Here is a 15,646-nt window from a genome sequence, read left to right on the forward strand (position 1 = left end):
GTGCACCCCGGTGACACTCCGGTGGCGCTCCGGCGCCGGGGACTACGCAGTCGCGATGCCCGGGTCGCTCACGCCCGCCGTGCCGTTCTCGACGTGCCCGGAGAGACGGCGCAGATATCCGGCGTTCCCCTCGACGACGACCGTGAGGTCGTACCAGCGCTTACTGGCGCGCAGGTCGACGGTCTGCGTGACGGTGGCGCCCGCACGCACCGTATAGGTCTGCTTCCACCCGCCGTAGGCGTTGGTGACGGTGAGCCGGGCGTCGGCGGTGCCCGGGTTCTTCAGGGTCAGCTTCAGATTGCCGGTGCCGCCGTCGTGCCGCGCGGTCACCTCCGGCTCCGCCGCCTTGTTGTTGCCCTTGAACGCGCGCAGGAAGCCGTGCGGGCCGTGCGCCGTGAGGTCGTACTTGCCCGCCGAGTACACCGAGTTCCAGCTGTCGGAGACCGGCTTGCCGGGGGCAGCCGTGTACGTCCACGGGCCGTCGCCGCGGCTCTGCGAGCGGACCTGGAAGAAGGCGCCCTTCTGGTCGCCGCCGCTGAACGTCAGCTTGTACTTGCCGGTCGCGAGGTCCACGGCGCCGTCGACGTAGGGCGCGTAGGCGGTCGGACGGCTGGGCCGGGAGCCCTTCTCCTGCTTGGGCAGGGCGCCCTGCGCGGGCGGCTTGGGCACGTAGCTGGAGTGCCGGTCGCGGTCCGGCGGCTCGTAGGCCGCGGTGTCGGGCAGGTCGGCGGGGTCGGTGACCTGGAGGGAGAAGTCGAAGGCCGAGGTGAGGTCGCCGCAGACGGCGCGCCGCCACGGCGAGATGTTGGTCTCCTTGACGCCGAACCGCTTCTCCATGAACTGGAGGATCGACGTGTGGTCGAAGGTCTCCGAGCAGACGTAGCCGCCCGTGGACCAGGGCGAGACGACGACCATGGGGACGCGCATGCCGAGCCCGTACGGCCCTGCGGCGCGGCTGCCGCCCGGGTAGTAGTCGAGCTTCGTGTCGACCGTGGACAGGCCCTGGTTGGCGGAGGCCGGCGGGTACGGCGGCACGACGTGGTCGAAGTAGCCGTCGTTCTCGTCGTACGTCACGAACAGCGCCGTCCTGCTCCACACCTCGGGGTTCGAGGTCAGCGCGTCGAGCACCTGGGAGATGTACCAGGCGCCGTAGTTGGCGGGCCAGTTGGGGTGCTCGGAGAAGGCCTCGGGAGCCGCGATCCAGGAGATCTTCGGCAGCTTCCCGGCCTTCACGTCGGCCTTCAGGACGTCGAAGTACCCGTCCCCGGCCTTGGCGTTCGTGCCGGTGCGGGCCTTCTCGTAGAGCGCGTCACCGGGCTTGGCGTTGCGGTAGTTGTTGAAGTACAGCAGCGAGTTGTCGCCGTAGTTGCCGCGGTAGGGGTCGTCGATCCAGCCCCAGCCGCCCGCCGCGTCGAGGCCGTCACCGATGTCCTGGTAGACCTTCCAGGAGACGCCCGCCTTCTCCAGGCGTTCGGCGTACGTCGTCCAGCCGTACCCCGCCTCCTCGTTGCCCAGCACCGGGCCGCCGCCCGTGCCGTCGTTGCCGACGCAGCCGCTCAGCATGTAGTAGCGGTTGGGGTCGGTGGCCCCGATGAACGAACAGTGGTAGTCGTCGCAGACGGTGAACTTGTCGGCGAGGGCGTAGTGGAACGGGATGTCGTTCCGGGTCAGATACGCCATGGTGCCGGTGCCCTTGGCCGGGACCCAGTTGTCGTACTTGCCGCTGTTGAAGGCGCTGTGGCCGCCCGCCCAGTCGTGGTCGAGGCCCGCGATGAACTGCATGCCGAGATCGTCGGCGTCCGGGTGGTAGGGCAGGATCTCCTTGCCCGCGCTCACCTGGTTCCACACGGGCTTTCCGCTGGGCAGCGTCACCGGGCGCGGGTCGCCGAATCCGCGTACCCCCTTCATCGACCCGAAGTAGTGGTCGAAGGATCGGTTCTCCTGCATGAGGACGACGATGTGCTCGATGTCCTGGACCGTGCCGCTGCGCCGGGCCGCGGGGATGGCGGCGGCGCGGTCGATGGAGCCGGAGAGGGCCGTGAAGGCGGCGGTTCCTCCGGCGATCTGGAGGAAGCGGCGGCGATTGAGTTCCGTCATGGGTGTGGGGGTCTCCTGTTGCTTCGATGGTGGTCGGTCCACGAAGAGGGGCAACCGGAGTGTTCAAGATGACCGGGGCCGAGGAAAAGGGGGCTGAAGTGACAGTCGGGCAAAAACTGGGCGGCAGGTGCGCGACGCCGCCGCGCCGTCACCGCACGTCCTGCCACAGCTCCCGCTCGGCCGCGCGCGGATCGGCCTCGGTGCGGCCGCCGTCCGCGTCGAACACCATGGTCGTCCGCTCCCCCGCGGGGTCGTACGCGGCCCAGCCGGGATCGCCGGTCGCGGCGAACGCCACCCACGCGGCGTGCATCGTGCGGGCCAGTTCCCGCGGCGCCTTCGCCCCCGCCATCGGCAGGTAGTCCGGGTCGTCGAGCAGGTCGAAGACGAAGCCGAGTTCCAGGGCGTGGCAGGCGCCCAGCTCGCCGTCGAACTGCGGGGAGCGCCACGCGAACTCGTAGACGTGGGTGCCGGGGACGGACTCGGCGAGGCGGACGGCCGGGATGCGGTAGAACCAGTCGGTGCCGATCGCTTCGAGGAGTTCGCCGGGCCCCGCGCCGGGCCGCCCCGCCCGGTACGCCTCGTAGTCCGCGCCGTACGCCGTCGCGCCGCGCCGGGCCCGCTCCTCGGTGATGCCGTGGAACCGGCCGGTCGGCACCATGAACAGCCGGTTCTCCTCGCGGTTGGTGCCGACGAGGAGGTCGACGCCGAGGTCGGCCCCGGGCAGGTCGAGTCCGTCGGCGACCGGTTCGAAGGCCATGGCGTTGAGCGCCGCGTCGCCCCACACCGCCGGGTCGGGCCGGGTGGCGAGGTCGTTCCGCACCTCGGCCTGGGCGCTGAGCAGTTCCGGGAGGGGCACGGCCGCGAACGCCTCGGCCGTGTGCGGGACCCCGAGCCTGTCCGCCAGCCGGGCACCGATCCGGCGGGCCGTCTCCGGGCGGACGAAGTGGTGGCAGGCACCGCTCTGCAGCACGGCCCGGCGCAGCAGACCGCGGGCGCGCGGGTGCGCGAGGAGCTGCCCGATGGCCATGGCGCCGGCCGACTCGCCGAAGACGGTGACGCGGTCGGGGTCGCCGCCGAACGCGGCGATGTTGTCGCGGACCCACTCCAGGGCGGCGAGCTGGTCGAGCAGGCCGCGGTTGTCGGGGGCGCCGGGCAGGTGGAGGAAGCCGTCGGTGCCGAGCCGGTAGTTGACGCCGACGAAGACGACGCCGTCCCGGGCGAAGGTCTCGCCGCGATAGCCGCCGGCGTTGGCGGATCCGTTGGAGAACGAGCCGCCGTGCAGCCACACCAGTACGGGCAGCCGGGCGCCGGGCCCCGGCTCGGGCGTCCAGACGTTGAGGTTCAGACAGTCCTCGCCCGGCACCGTGGTCTCGGGGATGAGGGCGTCGAAGGGCGGGGTGTAGGCGGCCTTGGGCGCGGTGGGACCGTAGGCGGTCGCGTCCCGCTCGCCGGTCCACGGCTCGGCGGGGGCGGGAGCCCGGAAGCGGCGCGGGCCGAACGGCGGCGCGGCGTAGGGGACTCCGAGGAAGGCGGCGACGCCCTGCGCGTCGGTGCGGCCTCGCAGCGTGCCCTGTGCGGTGGTGACGACCGGTGTCATGCGGTGCGGGCTCCCTCGGTCGGACGGTCGGGCGGCACGACACCGGGACGCCCTCGCGGGCGTGCGGCACGCACCCTGCGCCCGCTGCCGGTCGGGCGCCCCCTCTCTCGTACCCCTCCGGCCGTACCCGCGTAAAGATCAAGGACGTGTCGGGTCCGTCGCACCGCCCGCCGTGCCGAGCGGTTCTCCCGCCAGCCACTGGGCCACCGCGCTGCCGATGGGCTGTCCGGTCTCGATCTCGATGAAGCCGAACTGTCCCGACTGGTTGCACTCGAGGAACCACCAGATGCCGTCCGTGTCCTCCGCGAAGTCAAAGGCTCCGTAAGCGAGTTGAGCCCGTAAGAGATAGGTCGAGACCGCCTCCGCCACGCGCGGCGGGACCGGCACCGGGCTCCAGGTGACGCCCGAGGGCCGGAAGCGCACGTCCACGACGGAGTCGTCGTCGGCGTCGGGCCCGGCCGCGGCCCGCGCGGCGAACATGCGCTCCCCCACCACGGTGAGCCGGATGTCGGCGGCCTTGCGGATCCGGCGCTGGAGCAGGGTGGGGCCGTGCTCCACGGCGCGGAAGTCCTCGTCGGGGCGGACCCGCGTGGTCGGCACGGCGAGCCCGTCGTCGCGGGGGTGCGATCCGGAGACCGGCTTCACGACGAGGTCGGGGTAGCGCACGGCGAACTCCCGTGCCACGCGCGGAAACGTGGTGATCAGGGTGGGGGGCACCGGCAGGCCGCACTCCCGCGCGAGCCACAGCTGCCAGGGCTTGAGCCGGGCCTGCCGGGCGGCGTCCGGATGGTTCATCCAGCGCGCGCCGGTGCAGCGCAGCATCCCGTACAGCGCCTGCGCGGACTCCTCGGACAGCCAGGCGGAGGCGCCGGCGGAACGGGCCGCGGGCGTGCCGGGTCTGCGCACCCAGATGGAGCGCAGACCCTGCATGCTGACCACCCGGCCACCGACGGACAGATGGCCCTCAAACGCACCGTGCGCGTATTCCCCGGACACATCGACATCACCGGGCAGTTCAGCCGGATCCAGGCGAAGCACAGGGATTCCATTGGCGTTCAATTCGACGACGGCGAGGTCGGCGGTCACATCCTGTTCACAGGTCAGGATCAGTACGGTCATTTCCGCGCGGCCGCTCAGTCGTCGAAATGAGTTTTGGATCCGGCGGTGGAGGTGGTCGCCGCGCACGCCCGCAACACTGCGTAGTCACGCGCCGCCACCGCGCCATCGGGCAACAGGTTCAATTGCAGTGCGGAGTCGTACGTGTACGACGCGCTGACCTCAGGCTCTCTCACAGGACGGGCGTAGTTCAGGGCGAAAGGTCGCATGGGCTCTCCTAGTTGGGGGGTGCACCAAGTCAAGCGCATGGTGACTCTCCGGCGTCACAGTCCTAGCGAATTTCTCGGATTCTCTCTGTAGGACGCGTCACACCTGCGGACGAGTTCATTCCGCCACGCTGAGTGATGACGCTGCGTCAGGCACGGAAAAGGGCGGCTCTATAGAGCCGCCCCTTCTCACTACCGCCTTTACAGGCCTTTACACGTCCTCAAGTGGTCCTCCACACCGAGATGTTCACGAACTTCCGCGCCGATCCCGAGTGCTGTCATCGGGTGAGGTAGGCGAGTCCAGGGTGAGCCTCGGTGTAGCCGTCGACGAGCCGCCGCGCGACCGTGACGGAGTCGACGAGCGGGTGCAGCGCGAAGGCCTTGACGGCCGTGGAGCGCGAGCCGGACTCGGCGGCGTCGAGCACCTCGCGCTCGACGGCCTTGACCGCGGTGACCAGGCCGCTGGCATGCAGCGGCAGCGGGTCCACGGCGACCGGGTGCGCGCCGCCCGCGTCGACGAGGCACGGCACCTCGATGACGGCGTCGGCGTCGAGGACCCCGAGGGTGTGGCGGTTGCGGACGTTGAGGATGAGGGTGGTGCGTTCGTCGCGGGCGATGGCGCGCATGAGGGCGAGGGCGACCTTCTCGTAGCCGCCGGATTCGAGGTCGTCCTCGTCGCGCTCACCGGCACCCGCCGCCTCGCGGTTCTCCGCCATGTAGGTGGCCTCGCGCTCGGCCCGGGTGCGGTCCCAGGTGGCGAGGGCCGGGGCCGCGGGGTCGGCGAGCTCCGCGTAGAAGCGGGCCTGCTGGTCGCGCAGGAACGCGCCGCGCGTCCGCTCGGCCTGCTGGTAGGCGCGGACGGTCTCGCGGTTGAAGTAGTAGTAGTGCAGGTATTCGTTGGGGATCGCGCCGAGCGAGCGGAGCCAGTCGGCGCCGAAGAGCCGGCCCTCCTCGAAGGAGCCGAGCAGCGCCGGGTCGGCGAGCAGCCGGGGCAGTTCGTCGCGGCCGTCGACCTTCAGTCCGCGCACCCAGCCGAGGTGGTTGAGGCCGACGTAGTCGATCCAGGCGCGGTCCGGGTCCGCGCCGAGCAGCCGGGCGACGCGCCGGCCGAGCCCGACGGGCGAGTCGCAGATGCCGATGACGCGGTCGCCGAGGTGGCGGGACATGGCCTCGGTGACCACTCCCGCCGGGTTGGTGAAGTTGATGACCCAGGCGTCGGGGGCGAGGCGCTCGACGCGCCGTGCGATGTCGACGGCGACCGGCACCGTGCGCAGCCCGTAGGCGATGCCGCCCGCGCCGACCGTCTCCTGCCCGAGCACCCCCTCGGCGAGGGCCACCCGCTCGTCGGCGGCGCGCCCGTCGAGGCCGCCGACCCGGATCGCGGAGAAGACGAAGTCGGCGCCGGTGAGCGCCTCGTCGAGGTCCGTGGTGGCGGTGACCACGGGCGCGTCCGCGACGCCCGCTGCCTGGTCGGCCAGGACGCGGACGACGGCGTCGAGCCGGGCCCGGTCGACGTCGTGGAGGGTGACGTGGGTGACGCGCCCCTCGGCGTGGTCGCCGAGGAGGGCCGAGTACACCAGCGGGACCCGGAAGCCGCCGCCGCCCAGGATCGTCAGTCTCGTTGACGTCATGCCACAACCACCTTTGCGCCTGCCTTCGCCTTCGAGCGGGGCGCGATCACGGTTCGCGCCACGCGGCGCACCTTACTCGCCTGATCGCCTGCGATCGCGCGTGCGAATAGTGCAGGCTACGGGCATGCCCAGACCTTTACAGCACCGACGAATCGTCCGCGCGGCCGCGGTCTGCGCGACGGCCGCACTCGCCTTCTCCGCGGCCGGCGCGGCGAGCGCCGCCGAACCCACCTGGACCGAGACCGGCACGTCGTACGTGAACTCGCTGACCGGCAGCCAGGGCCTGGCGAGCCGCGCCGACGGCTCGCTCCTGCACCGGGGGCTCGCCTCGGTGCCGCTCTCGCTGCGCATCGCGGGCTGGTCGCACGTCGGCGACCCGGACATCGCGCGCGGCTACACCTTCGACGCGTACCAGGGCGGTGACACGACGACGAAGAAGATGTACGCGGTGACGGCCCCCGACGGCACGCGCACGACCTATGAACACCCCCTGGACCAGGGCGAGTTGCTGAACAACTCGTTCGCGTCGGTGTCGCCCGACGGGCAGTGGCTGGTGTCCGGCGAGTGGGGCACCATGAACCGGCTCCAGGTGTTCCCCGCGCCCGTCCTGAACCCTGCCGCCCCCGCGTCCGGCGCGAACCTGCCGCAGGCCGGACAGATCAGCCTCGACCGGCCGGTGGAGAACATCCAGGGCTGCGACTTCGTGACCGGCACCCGGCTGCTGTGCGCGTCGGACGACGCCGCCAAGGAGGTCCTCCAGGTCGACCTGGCCCGCCCGCTCGACGGGAAACCGGTCACCGGCCAGGTCTCGACCGCGTTCAGGATCCCGCAGCGCAGTGTCTGCTCGGGCTCGTTCGAGGCGGAGGGGATCGACTACGACAGTGCGCGTGGCACCCTGCGTGTGGAGATCGTGCCGCCGTCGCCGTGCCTGGTGACGACGGCCGTGATCTCGTACACGATGAAGTAGGCCCGAAGAACACCGAAGAAGCAGCGGACACAGGAGGTTCCCCGGATGTCAGGTACGCGCACCAGCGGAACGGGACGCCGGGGCTTCCTGGGCGCGGCGGCGTCCGTCGGCGCGCTCGCACTGCTCCCCTCGTCGGCGCAGACGGCCACCGCGGGGCCGCGGCCCCGGCCGCGCGGGGACGGGACCGGGGCACCGCGGCCGCTCGCTGACCGTCCCCTGTACCTCGGCACGTACACCTCGCAGCAGGGCGGCGGCACCGGCATCGGGCTCGCCACGTACGACCCGGAGAGCGGCGCGGTCACCGGGTCGGGGACCGTCGAGGGGGTGGCCGACCCCTCGTACCTGGCGGTGGCTCCGGACGGCGGGACGCTGTACGCGGTGGACGAGCGGCAGGACGGCGGCGTGACCGCCGTGCGCCTGGCCGACCGCACGGTCCTCGGCACCCGCTCGACCGGCGGGGCGGGCCCCTGCCACCTCTCGGTGCATCCGTCCGGGCGCTGGCTGCTGAGCGCCAACTACACCTCCGGCAGCGTCGCCGTGCACCCGATCGACGCCTCCGGCGCGCTCGGCGAGCGCACCGCGCTGGTCACGCACAGCGCGCCCGCGCCCGGCCCCGGCCAGGACGGGCCGCACGCGCACCAGATCGTCACCGGGCCGGACGGCGGCCATGTCCTGGCGGTCGACCTCGGCAACGACACCGTGTACACCTACCGCCTGGACACCGGTGCGGGGACGCTCACCCAGGTCTCGTACGCGGCCCTGCGCCCGGGCGCGGGCCCCCGCCACCTCACCTTCCATCCCGGCGGCCGGTACGCCTACCTCGCCAACGAGGTCGACAACACCGTGGTCGTCTGCGCGTACGACCCGGAGAGCGGACGGCTGACTCCGGGCGAGCCGCAGTCCACCGGCACGGGAGCGGGCACGAGCTATCCGGCGCAGCTCCTCGTGACGCGGGAGGGCGGTTACGCGTATCTCGCCAACCGGGGCCACAACAGCCTGACCCGGTACGCGGTCGAGGCGGACGGGGCACGGCTGCGGCTGCTCGACACGGTGCCGGTGGGCGGCAACTTCCCGCGCCAGATCGCGTTCTCGCCGGACGAGGCGCTGCTCTTCGCGGCGAACCAGAAGTCGGGCTCCGTGACCGTCTTCCGGGTCGACCACGCCTCCGGTGGGCTCACCTCCGCCGGTACGGCGTTCAAGGCGCCGGTCGCGGTGTGCGCGCTGCCGCTGTAGCGCGCCCGCAAGCGCATCGATCAAGAACCCCAACTGCCCCTTCGTACAGCGCTGTAGTGTGCGTTGAAGCGCTTCGACGGAGAGGGTTTTCATGGCGGACCGCGCCCCGGTCATACCCGGTTTCCACCCCGACCCGAGCATCTGCCGGGTCGGTGACGACTACTACCTCGCGTGCTCCAGCTTCGAGTACGTGCCCGGCGTCCCGCTCTTCCACAGCCGGGACCTGCTGCACTGGACGCAGATCGGCAACGTCCTGGACCGGCCGGACCAGCTGACGCTTCCGCCGGGCACCCCCGCGTCCGGCGGGATCTACGCGCCGACGCTGCGCCATCACGACGGCCGCTTCTGGCTGATCGTCACGAACTGCGCGGAGGGCGGCGGGAACCTCCTCGTCACCGCCACCGACCCGGCAGGACCGTGGTCGGACCCGGTGCCCCTGCCCGGGGTGCACGGCATCGACCCTGACCTCGCCTGGGACGAGGACGGCACGTGCTGGTGCACCACCGCCGGGATCTCGCAGGTGCCCATCGACCCGTACACCGGGCGGACGCTCGGCGCCCCGCGCCGCCTGTGGTCGGGCACGCCCGGCGCCAAGGCCCCGGAGGCGCCGCACCTGTACCGGATCGACGGCACCTGGTACCTGCTGATCGCCGAGGGCGGCACCGAGCGCGGGCACGGCGTCTCCGTGGCGCGCGGGCCGTCGCCGTCCGGGCCGTTCGAGCCGTGCCCGGCCAATCCGGTCCTGTCCCACCGCTCCACGGACGACCCGGTGCAGAACACCGGCCACGCCGATCTCGTCCAGGCCCCGGACGGCACCTGGTGGATGGTGTTCCTCGGCGTGCGGCCGGGCGGCGGCTCCCCCGGCTGGCACGTGCTCGGCCGTGAGACGTTCCTGGCGCCGGTGCGGTGGGAGGACGGCTGGCCGGTGGTCGGCGCGATCGTCGCCGGGACCGCCGCGTCCGCGTACCGCGACGACTTCGACGGGCCGGAGCTCGCGCCCGGCTGGCTCTCCCCACGCGCCCGGCCCGCCTCCCACTGCACGACGAAGGACCGGCCGGGCCGGCTGACCCTGCGCGCCCGCGGGGCCGGGCTCGACGCCCCCGACGTGACGTTCGTCGGCCGCCGTCAGGACCTGCTCGACTGCCGGACCCGCGCCCGGGTCGACCCGGGCGACGGCCGGGGCGGGCTCGCGGTCCGTCTCGACGAGGACCACCACTACGAGATCGAGGCGGGCGGCGGCACGGTACGGGTGCGGGCCCGCATCGGCCCGCTGTCCGCCGTCGTCGCCGAACACCCCGTGCCCGAGGGGCCGTTGGTGCTCGGCGTCGACGTGACCGGGCAGCCGGTCCTGGACGCGCGCTCGGGCCCCGACACGCTCACCTTCGGCGTCACGGGACCGGACGGCGCCTTCACCGCGCTGGCCGCGCTCGACGGCCGCTATCTGTCGACCGAGGTGGCCGGCGGCTTCACCGGCCGGGTCATCGGCCTGTACGCGGCCGAGGGCACCGTCCACGTCGACTGGTTCACGTGCGAGCCGCTCCCGGGGCCGCTCGCCGTGTGATGTCACATCTCGCGCACGCGATAAGGGAGTTGGGTTCCGGAGGCCTGCACGGTGACCGCGCCGGACGGCTCCCGGCGTACCCGGTACATGGCGGCGGGGCTCGACCCCGGGCCGCCGTGGCCCGGGACGCGCACCGTCACGTCGTCGGCGTCCGGGGTGACGAGGAGGGTGAGTCCGTCGGGCCAGTCACCGTCGGGGCGCTGGTCGTCCGCGCCGAGCGGCAGCACCGCGCCGGGCCGGACGTACAGCGGCAGGCTGTCGAAGCCGTAGGTCTCGCGGCGCCAGCCGGGCCCCTGGACGTGCTCGCCGGTGAGCAGGTGCGTCCAGGTGCCCTCGGGGAGGTAGTACTCGACGTCGCCGTCGGCGGAGAAGACCGGTGCGACCAGCAGGTCCGGGCCCAGCATGTACTGGCGGTCGAGGGTCCGGCAGGCCGGGTCGTCGGGGAACTCCAGGACCATCGGACGCATCGCGGGGACACCGGTGGTGTGGGCCTCGGTCGCGACACCGTACAGGTACGGCATCAGGCGGTGCTTGAGCAGCGTGAACCGGCGGGCCACGTCGACCGCCTCGTCGCCGAACTCCCACGGCACCCGGTAGGAGACGTTGCCGTGCAGCCGGCTGTGCGAGGAGAGCAGGCCGAAGGCGAGCCAGCGCTTGAAGACCGCCGGGTCGGGGGTGCCCTCGAAGCCGCCGATGTCGTGCGACCAGAACCCGAAGCCGGACAGGGACAGCGACAGACCGCCGCGCAGCGACTCGGCCATGGCGCCGAACGAGGCGAAGCAGTCGCCGCCCCAGTGCACCGGGTACTGCTGGCCGCCGACCGTCGCGGAGCGGGCGAAGACGAGCGCGTCGCCGCTGCCCCGCTCCTTCTCGAGGAGTTCGAAGACGGTGCGGTTGTAGAGGTGGGCGTAGTAGTTGTGCATGCGCTCGGGGTCGGAGCCGTCGTGCCAGACGACGTCCGTCGGCACCCGCTCCCCGAAGTCCGTCTTGAAGGTGTCCACGCCCTGGTCGAGCAGGCCGCGCAGCTTGTCGGTGTACCACTCGCGGGCGGCCGGGTCGGTGAAGTCGACCAGCGCCATGCCGGGCTGCCAGAGGTCCCACTGCCACACGTCGCCGTTGGGGCGCCGCACCAGGAACCCCTGCGCGGCGGCCTCCGCGAAGAGGGGCGACTTCTGGGCGATGTACGGGTTGATCCACATGCTGATGTGCAGGCCGCGCGCCTTGAGGCGGCGGAGCATGCCGACCGGGTCGGGGAAGACGTCCGGGTCCCAGGTGAAGTCCGACCACTGGTACTCGCGCATCCAGAAGCAGTCGAAGTGGAAGACGGACAGCGGGATGTGCCGCTCGGCCATGCCGTCGACGAACGACGTCACCGTCTCCTCGTCGTACTCCGTGCAGAAGGATGTGGTGAGCCAGAGGCCGAAGGACCAGGCGGGCGGCAGGGCCGGGCGGCCGGTGAGGGCGGTGTAGCGGCGCAGCACGTCCTTCGGGGTCGGCCCGGCGACGACGTGGAACTCCACGGACTGGTCCTCGACGCTGAACTGCAGCTGTCCGACGGATTCCGAGCCGATCTCGTAGCCGACCTTGCCCGGGTGGTTGACGAGGACGCCGTAGCCGCGCGAGGACACGTGGAACGGGACGTTCTTGTAGGCCTGTTCGCTGCTGGTGCCGCCGTCGGCCTGCCAGATGTCGACGCTCTGGCCGTTCTTCACGAACGGGGTGAAGCGTTCGCCGAGGCCGTAGATGTGCTCACCGACGCCGAGCGACAGCTGGTTGATCATGTGGTGGGCGCCGTCGGCGGTGGTGGCGAAGGCCGTTCCCTTGCGGTCGACTCCCGTGAGCCGCTTGCCGGTCGAGGTGTCGTAGAACTCCAGGCCCCACTCCCCCGCCGTGTCGAGGCGCACGCCGATCGGTCCGCTCGTCAGCTCGGTGACCGTGCCGTCGCGGGTGACGCGGGCGCCGCTGCCGCCCTCGGTCGGCGACAGCTCGAAGTCGGGTCCCGGTCGGCGGCCGCCCGCGTGATGGGTGACGCGGACCCCGATGATCCCTTCGGCGGGCGAGAAGATGTCGAGGGTGATCAGCGGCTGGTTGAGCGTGTCGCCGCGGTCGCGCACGTGGCGTACCGCGGCGTACGCGGTGAACCGGTCGTCGGCGTGCCGGATGTCGCGGACCTCGGTGGCGTACGAGGCCCGTACTCCGTCGCGCATCAGCCAGAATCCGTCGGTGAACTTCATGCGTCGAGCCTCCGCGGGATGAAGGTGAGCCGGGCCAGACGGACCGTGCCGTCGATCGTCACGCGCAGGTCGTGCACGCCGGTGGCGGTGAAGTCGGCGTCGAGGGTGACGTAGCGGTACGGGTCGCCGGTGGCGGGGACCGTGAGCGTGCGGCCGTCCCCGACGGTCACCGCGCCCTCACCCGCGACCTCGACGCGGACGCCCCTTACGCCGTCGGTCCCGAAGTCGCAGGAAAGGTAGTGGAGTTCGCCCGTCGCCCCGGCCGGTGCGACGGCGTCGCCGTGTGTCTTCGTGCGGTCGACGATCTCGGTGCCGCGCTGTGCGTCGTAGGCCGCCGCGTCCAGACCGTGCGTGACGACGGGCCGGGGTGCGGGCGCGTCGCCGTCGACGGCGATCTCGGTGGTGAGGCGGATGTCCTCGCTGGAGGCGCCGACGAGGAGTTCGTACGTCCCCGAGGTCACGCTCCAGCGGCCGTGTGCCACGTCGAAGTGGCCGAGGTCGGCGACCGGCACCGTGTACGTGATCCGCTCGCGGGCGCCCGGCGCGAGGGTGAGGCGGCGGTGCGCGAGGAGCTGGCGGCGCGGGCGCGGCACCGGCATCCCGAGCGGGCGGACGTAGAGCTGCGGAACCTCGTCGGCGGCGCGCGGCCCGGTGTTGGCGACGGTGAACGTCAGCTCCAGCCCTTCGCCCTGCACTTCGGCGCTCAGCCCGTCGTACGCGAAGGAGCTGTACGTCAGCCCGTGTCCGAAGGGGTAGAGCGGGGTGCCCTCGTAGTACAGGTACGTCTGACGCGAGCCGATGATGTCGTAGTCGAGGAGGTCCGGCAGGTCGGTTTCGGCCGCGTACCAGGTCTGCGGGAGCCGGCCGGCCGGGCTCACGTCGCCCGCGAGGACCCGGGCGAGGGCGCGGCCCGCGGCCTGCCCGCCGTGCGCGGTCCACAGCAGGGCGGGCAGCTCCCGGTCGGCGTCGGGGACGGCGTACGGGTAGGCGGAGACCAGCGCGAGGACGGTGTTCGGGTTCGCGGCGCGGGCCGCGCGCCACAGGGCGTCCTGCTGTCCGGGCAGGGCGAGGGTGGTGCGGTCCTCGGTCTCCCGGCCGTTGATGTGCGGGTCGTTGCCCGCGACGACGATCACGACGTCGGCGTCGGCCGCGGCCCTGGTCACGGCGTCGGCGCCGCGCTCCACGTACTCCACCCGGAAAACGGTGCCCCGGTCGGCAACCTTCACGCCGTCGGCGGCGACCACGACGTACCGACCCGATCCCGTGTGCCTGAGGAGGTGTCCGTCGTGGGCCGCTTCGAGGGTGAACGTCTCCTGGACGATCCAGCCGCCCGGCTGGTCCGCGGACGCCCGGACGAGGCCGTCGTCGGCGACCGACAGATAGCGGCCGTCGGGTGCGCGCAGGGTGAGGACGCCGTTCCCCCAGTCGACCAGGGCGAGTTCGGTGCCCTCGTCGGTCCGGGTGGTCAGCGGCGGCAGGTCGGTGCGGCCGGCGAGCAGGGCCGGGTCGAGGGCGCCCTCGGCGCCGCGCGCCCCGGTGGCCGCGGCTCCTTCGGGGACGTACAGCCATCCCTCGTCGCAGCGGAGGCGGACCCGGTCGACGCCTTCGGTGAAGGTGACCCGGTCCGGGCCGAAGCGTTCGCGGAGGCCGTCGAGCGGGGTGGAGCGGTGGATGAGGGTGCCGCTGTACCAGTCGGTCTTGCACTCGTCGGCGAGCAGGCCGACGAGCGCGATCCGGGCGTCTCCGGGGAGCGGCAGCAGGCCGTCGTTCTTCAGCAGTACGACGGCCTGTTCGGCGGCCTCCCGGGCGAGGGCGCGGTGGGCCTCGGTGTCGAACGCGCCGGGCGGCAGCGGGTCGGTGTCCTCGAACTCGCCGAGGCGCGCGCGGACGTCGAGCTGGCGGCGCACGGCGGTGTCGATGTCGGACTCGGTGATCAGCCCCCGCTCCAGGGCGCCCCGGACACGGCCGGTGATCTGTGACGGGTCGGTGCCGTGGTCGGTGAAGCTGTCCACGCCCGCAATCAGCGCGGCGGCGGTGGCCTCCTCGTGGGTGGCGTAGTAGTGCTCGGAGTCGACGAGGTTGCTGGGCGCGCCCGCGTCCGAGCAGACGAGGAGTTCCCGGTCGGTCCAGGTCCGCAACTGCTCGCGCAGGTAAGGGGATACGTGGTTCGGGCGGCCGTTGACGAGGTTGTAGGCGGGCATGACACCGGCCACCGCGCCCTCCTCGACGGGCCTCCGGAACGCCTTCAGGTCGTACTCGTGCAGGACGCGCGGGCGCACGGAGGAGCTGGCCGTGTCGCGGGCGGTCTCGTTGTTGTGGGCGAGCCAGTGCTTGAGGACGGGGGCGGTGCGCCAGTACGTGGGGTGGGTGCCGCGCAGGCCGCGCGTGTAGGCGGTGGCGATGGCGGCGGTGAGGCAGGGATCCTCGGAGTACCCCTCCTCGTTGCGGCCCCACAAGGGGTGGCGCAGCAGATTGACCGTCGGCGCCCAGACGTTGAGACCCACGCGCTCGTCGCGGGCGCGCATCGCGCGGACCTCGTGCGAGACGGCGTCGCCGACCCGGCGCACCAGCTCCTCGTTCCAGGTGGCGCCGAGCCCGACGGACTGCGGGAAGACGGTGGCCGGGCCCATCCAGGCGACCCCGTGCAGCGCCTCCTGGCCGGTGCGGAACGCGGCGAGGCCGAGCCGGTCCACGGCGGGCGTGAACTGGTGCAGCAGCGCGATGCGTTCGTCGAGCGTGAGTGCGGCCAGCAGGTCGTCGACGCGCTTGTCGGCGGGCCGGGTGCCCCCGGGGTCGAGCGGGAGTTCTTCGGTCACGGGCGGGTCCCTTGTCGAGATGGGGCGGTCGTCTCACCGACCGGCGCAAGAAATCTTCGAAGCGCTTCGATGCTCCGTACAGAAGATGTCAGGTGTCAAGTGCCTGGCAGTGACGCCGCGTTCAGGAATCTGATGCACGCACCTTGTGGGCCTCCGGGGGTTCCCTTAATGTCGCTGCAACATCGAAG

10 protein-coding genes are annotated in these 15,646 nt (G+C 72.3%); 3 read left to right on the plus strand and 7 right to left on the minus strand.

What is annotated here, in order from left to right; all coding sequences use genetic code 11:
- Positions 1-42: 42 nt before the first annotated feature.
- From ABT127_RS05205 to ABT127_RS05225, 5 genes are all read right to left on the minus strand, one after another.
- Complete coding sequence (locus ABT127_RS05205; RefSeq protein ID WP_351444743.1) at positions 43-2,097, minus strand: phosphocholine-specific phospholipase C; 2,055 nt, start codon at positions 2,095-2,097, stop codon at positions 43-45.
- A gap of 148 nt (positions 2,098-2,245) precedes the next feature.
- Complete coding sequence (locus ABT127_RS05210) at positions 2,246-3,694, minus strand: carboxylesterase/lipase family protein (RefSeq protein ID WP_351444745.1); 1,449 nt, start codon at positions 3,692-3,694, stop codon at positions 2,246-2,248.
- A gap of 138 nt (positions 3,695-3,832) precedes the next feature.
- Positions 3,833-4,813, minus strand: a complete 981-nt coding sequence (tgmB, locus tag ABT127_RS05215; RefSeq protein WP_351444747.1) for an ATP-grasp ribosomal peptide maturase — start codon at positions 4,811-4,813, stop codon at positions 3,833-3,835.
- Between the two features lie 14 nt (positions 4,814-4,827).
- Positions 4,828-5,019 (minus strand): putative ATP-grasp-modified RiPP, encoded by a 192-nt coding sequence (tgmA, locus tag ABT127_RS05220; RefSeq protein WP_111661123.1) that lies wholly within the window; start codon positions 5,017-5,019, stop codon positions 4,828-4,830.
- 275 nt (positions 5,020-5,294) lie between these two features.
- Complete coding sequence (locus ABT127_RS05225; protein WP_351444749.1) at positions 5,295-6,647, minus strand: 6-phospho-beta-glucosidase; 1,353 nt, start codon at positions 6,645-6,647, stop codon at positions 5,295-5,297.
- Between the two features lie 124 nt (positions 6,648-6,771).
- On the opposite strand from ABT127_RS05225, the gene ABT127_RS05230 reads away from it, so the two are divergent.
- The 3 genes from ABT127_RS05230 (at position 6,772) to ABT127_RS05240 (ending at position 10,408) form a co-directional block, all read left to right on the plus strand.
- Positions 6,772-7,614: a hypothetical protein gene (locus tag ABT127_RS05230; RefSeq protein ID WP_351444751.1), complete on the plus strand. Its 843-nt coding sequence runs from the start codon at positions 6,772-6,774 to the stop codon at positions 7,612-7,614.
- A 45-nt stretch (positions 7,615-7,659) separates the two neighbouring features.
- On the plus strand, positions 7,660-8,847 hold the full coding sequence (locus ABT127_RS05235) for a lactonase family protein (protein WP_351444753.1): 1,188 nt from the start codon (positions 7,660-7,662) through the stop codon (positions 8,845-8,847).
- 91 nt (positions 8,848-8,938) lie between these two features.
- Positions 8,939-10,408 (plus strand): glycoside hydrolase family 43 protein, encoded by a 1,470-nt coding sequence (locus ABT127_RS05240; protein ID WP_351444755.1) that lies wholly within the window; start codon positions 8,939-8,941, stop codon positions 10,406-10,408.
- A gap of 2 nt (positions 10,409-10,410) precedes the next feature.
- Here the strand turns inward: ABT127_RS05240 and yicI are convergent, their stop codons facing one another.
- Together yicI and ABT127_RS05250 are read right to left on the minus strand one after the other, a co-directional pair.
- Complete coding sequence (gene yicI, locus ABT127_RS05245; protein ID WP_351444757.1) at positions 10,411-12,642, minus strand: alpha-xylosidase; 2,232 nt, start codon at positions 12,640-12,642, stop codon at positions 10,411-10,413.
- Positions 12,639-15,458 (minus strand): glycoside hydrolase family 3 C-terminal domain-containing protein, encoded by a 2,820-nt coding sequence (locus tag ABT127_RS05250; protein WP_351444759.1) that lies wholly within the window; start codon positions 15,456-15,458, stop codon positions 12,639-12,641. Before ABT127_RS05250 ends, yicI begins: the two co-directional genes overlap by 4 nt.
- Positions 15,459-15,646 lie beyond the last annotated feature (188 nt).

Origin of the sequence: Streptomyces sp. NPDC001904, assembly GCF_040297005.1 — a bacterium.
Lineage (GTDB): Bacteria > Actinomycetota > Actinomycetes > Streptomycetales > Streptomycetaceae > Streptomyces.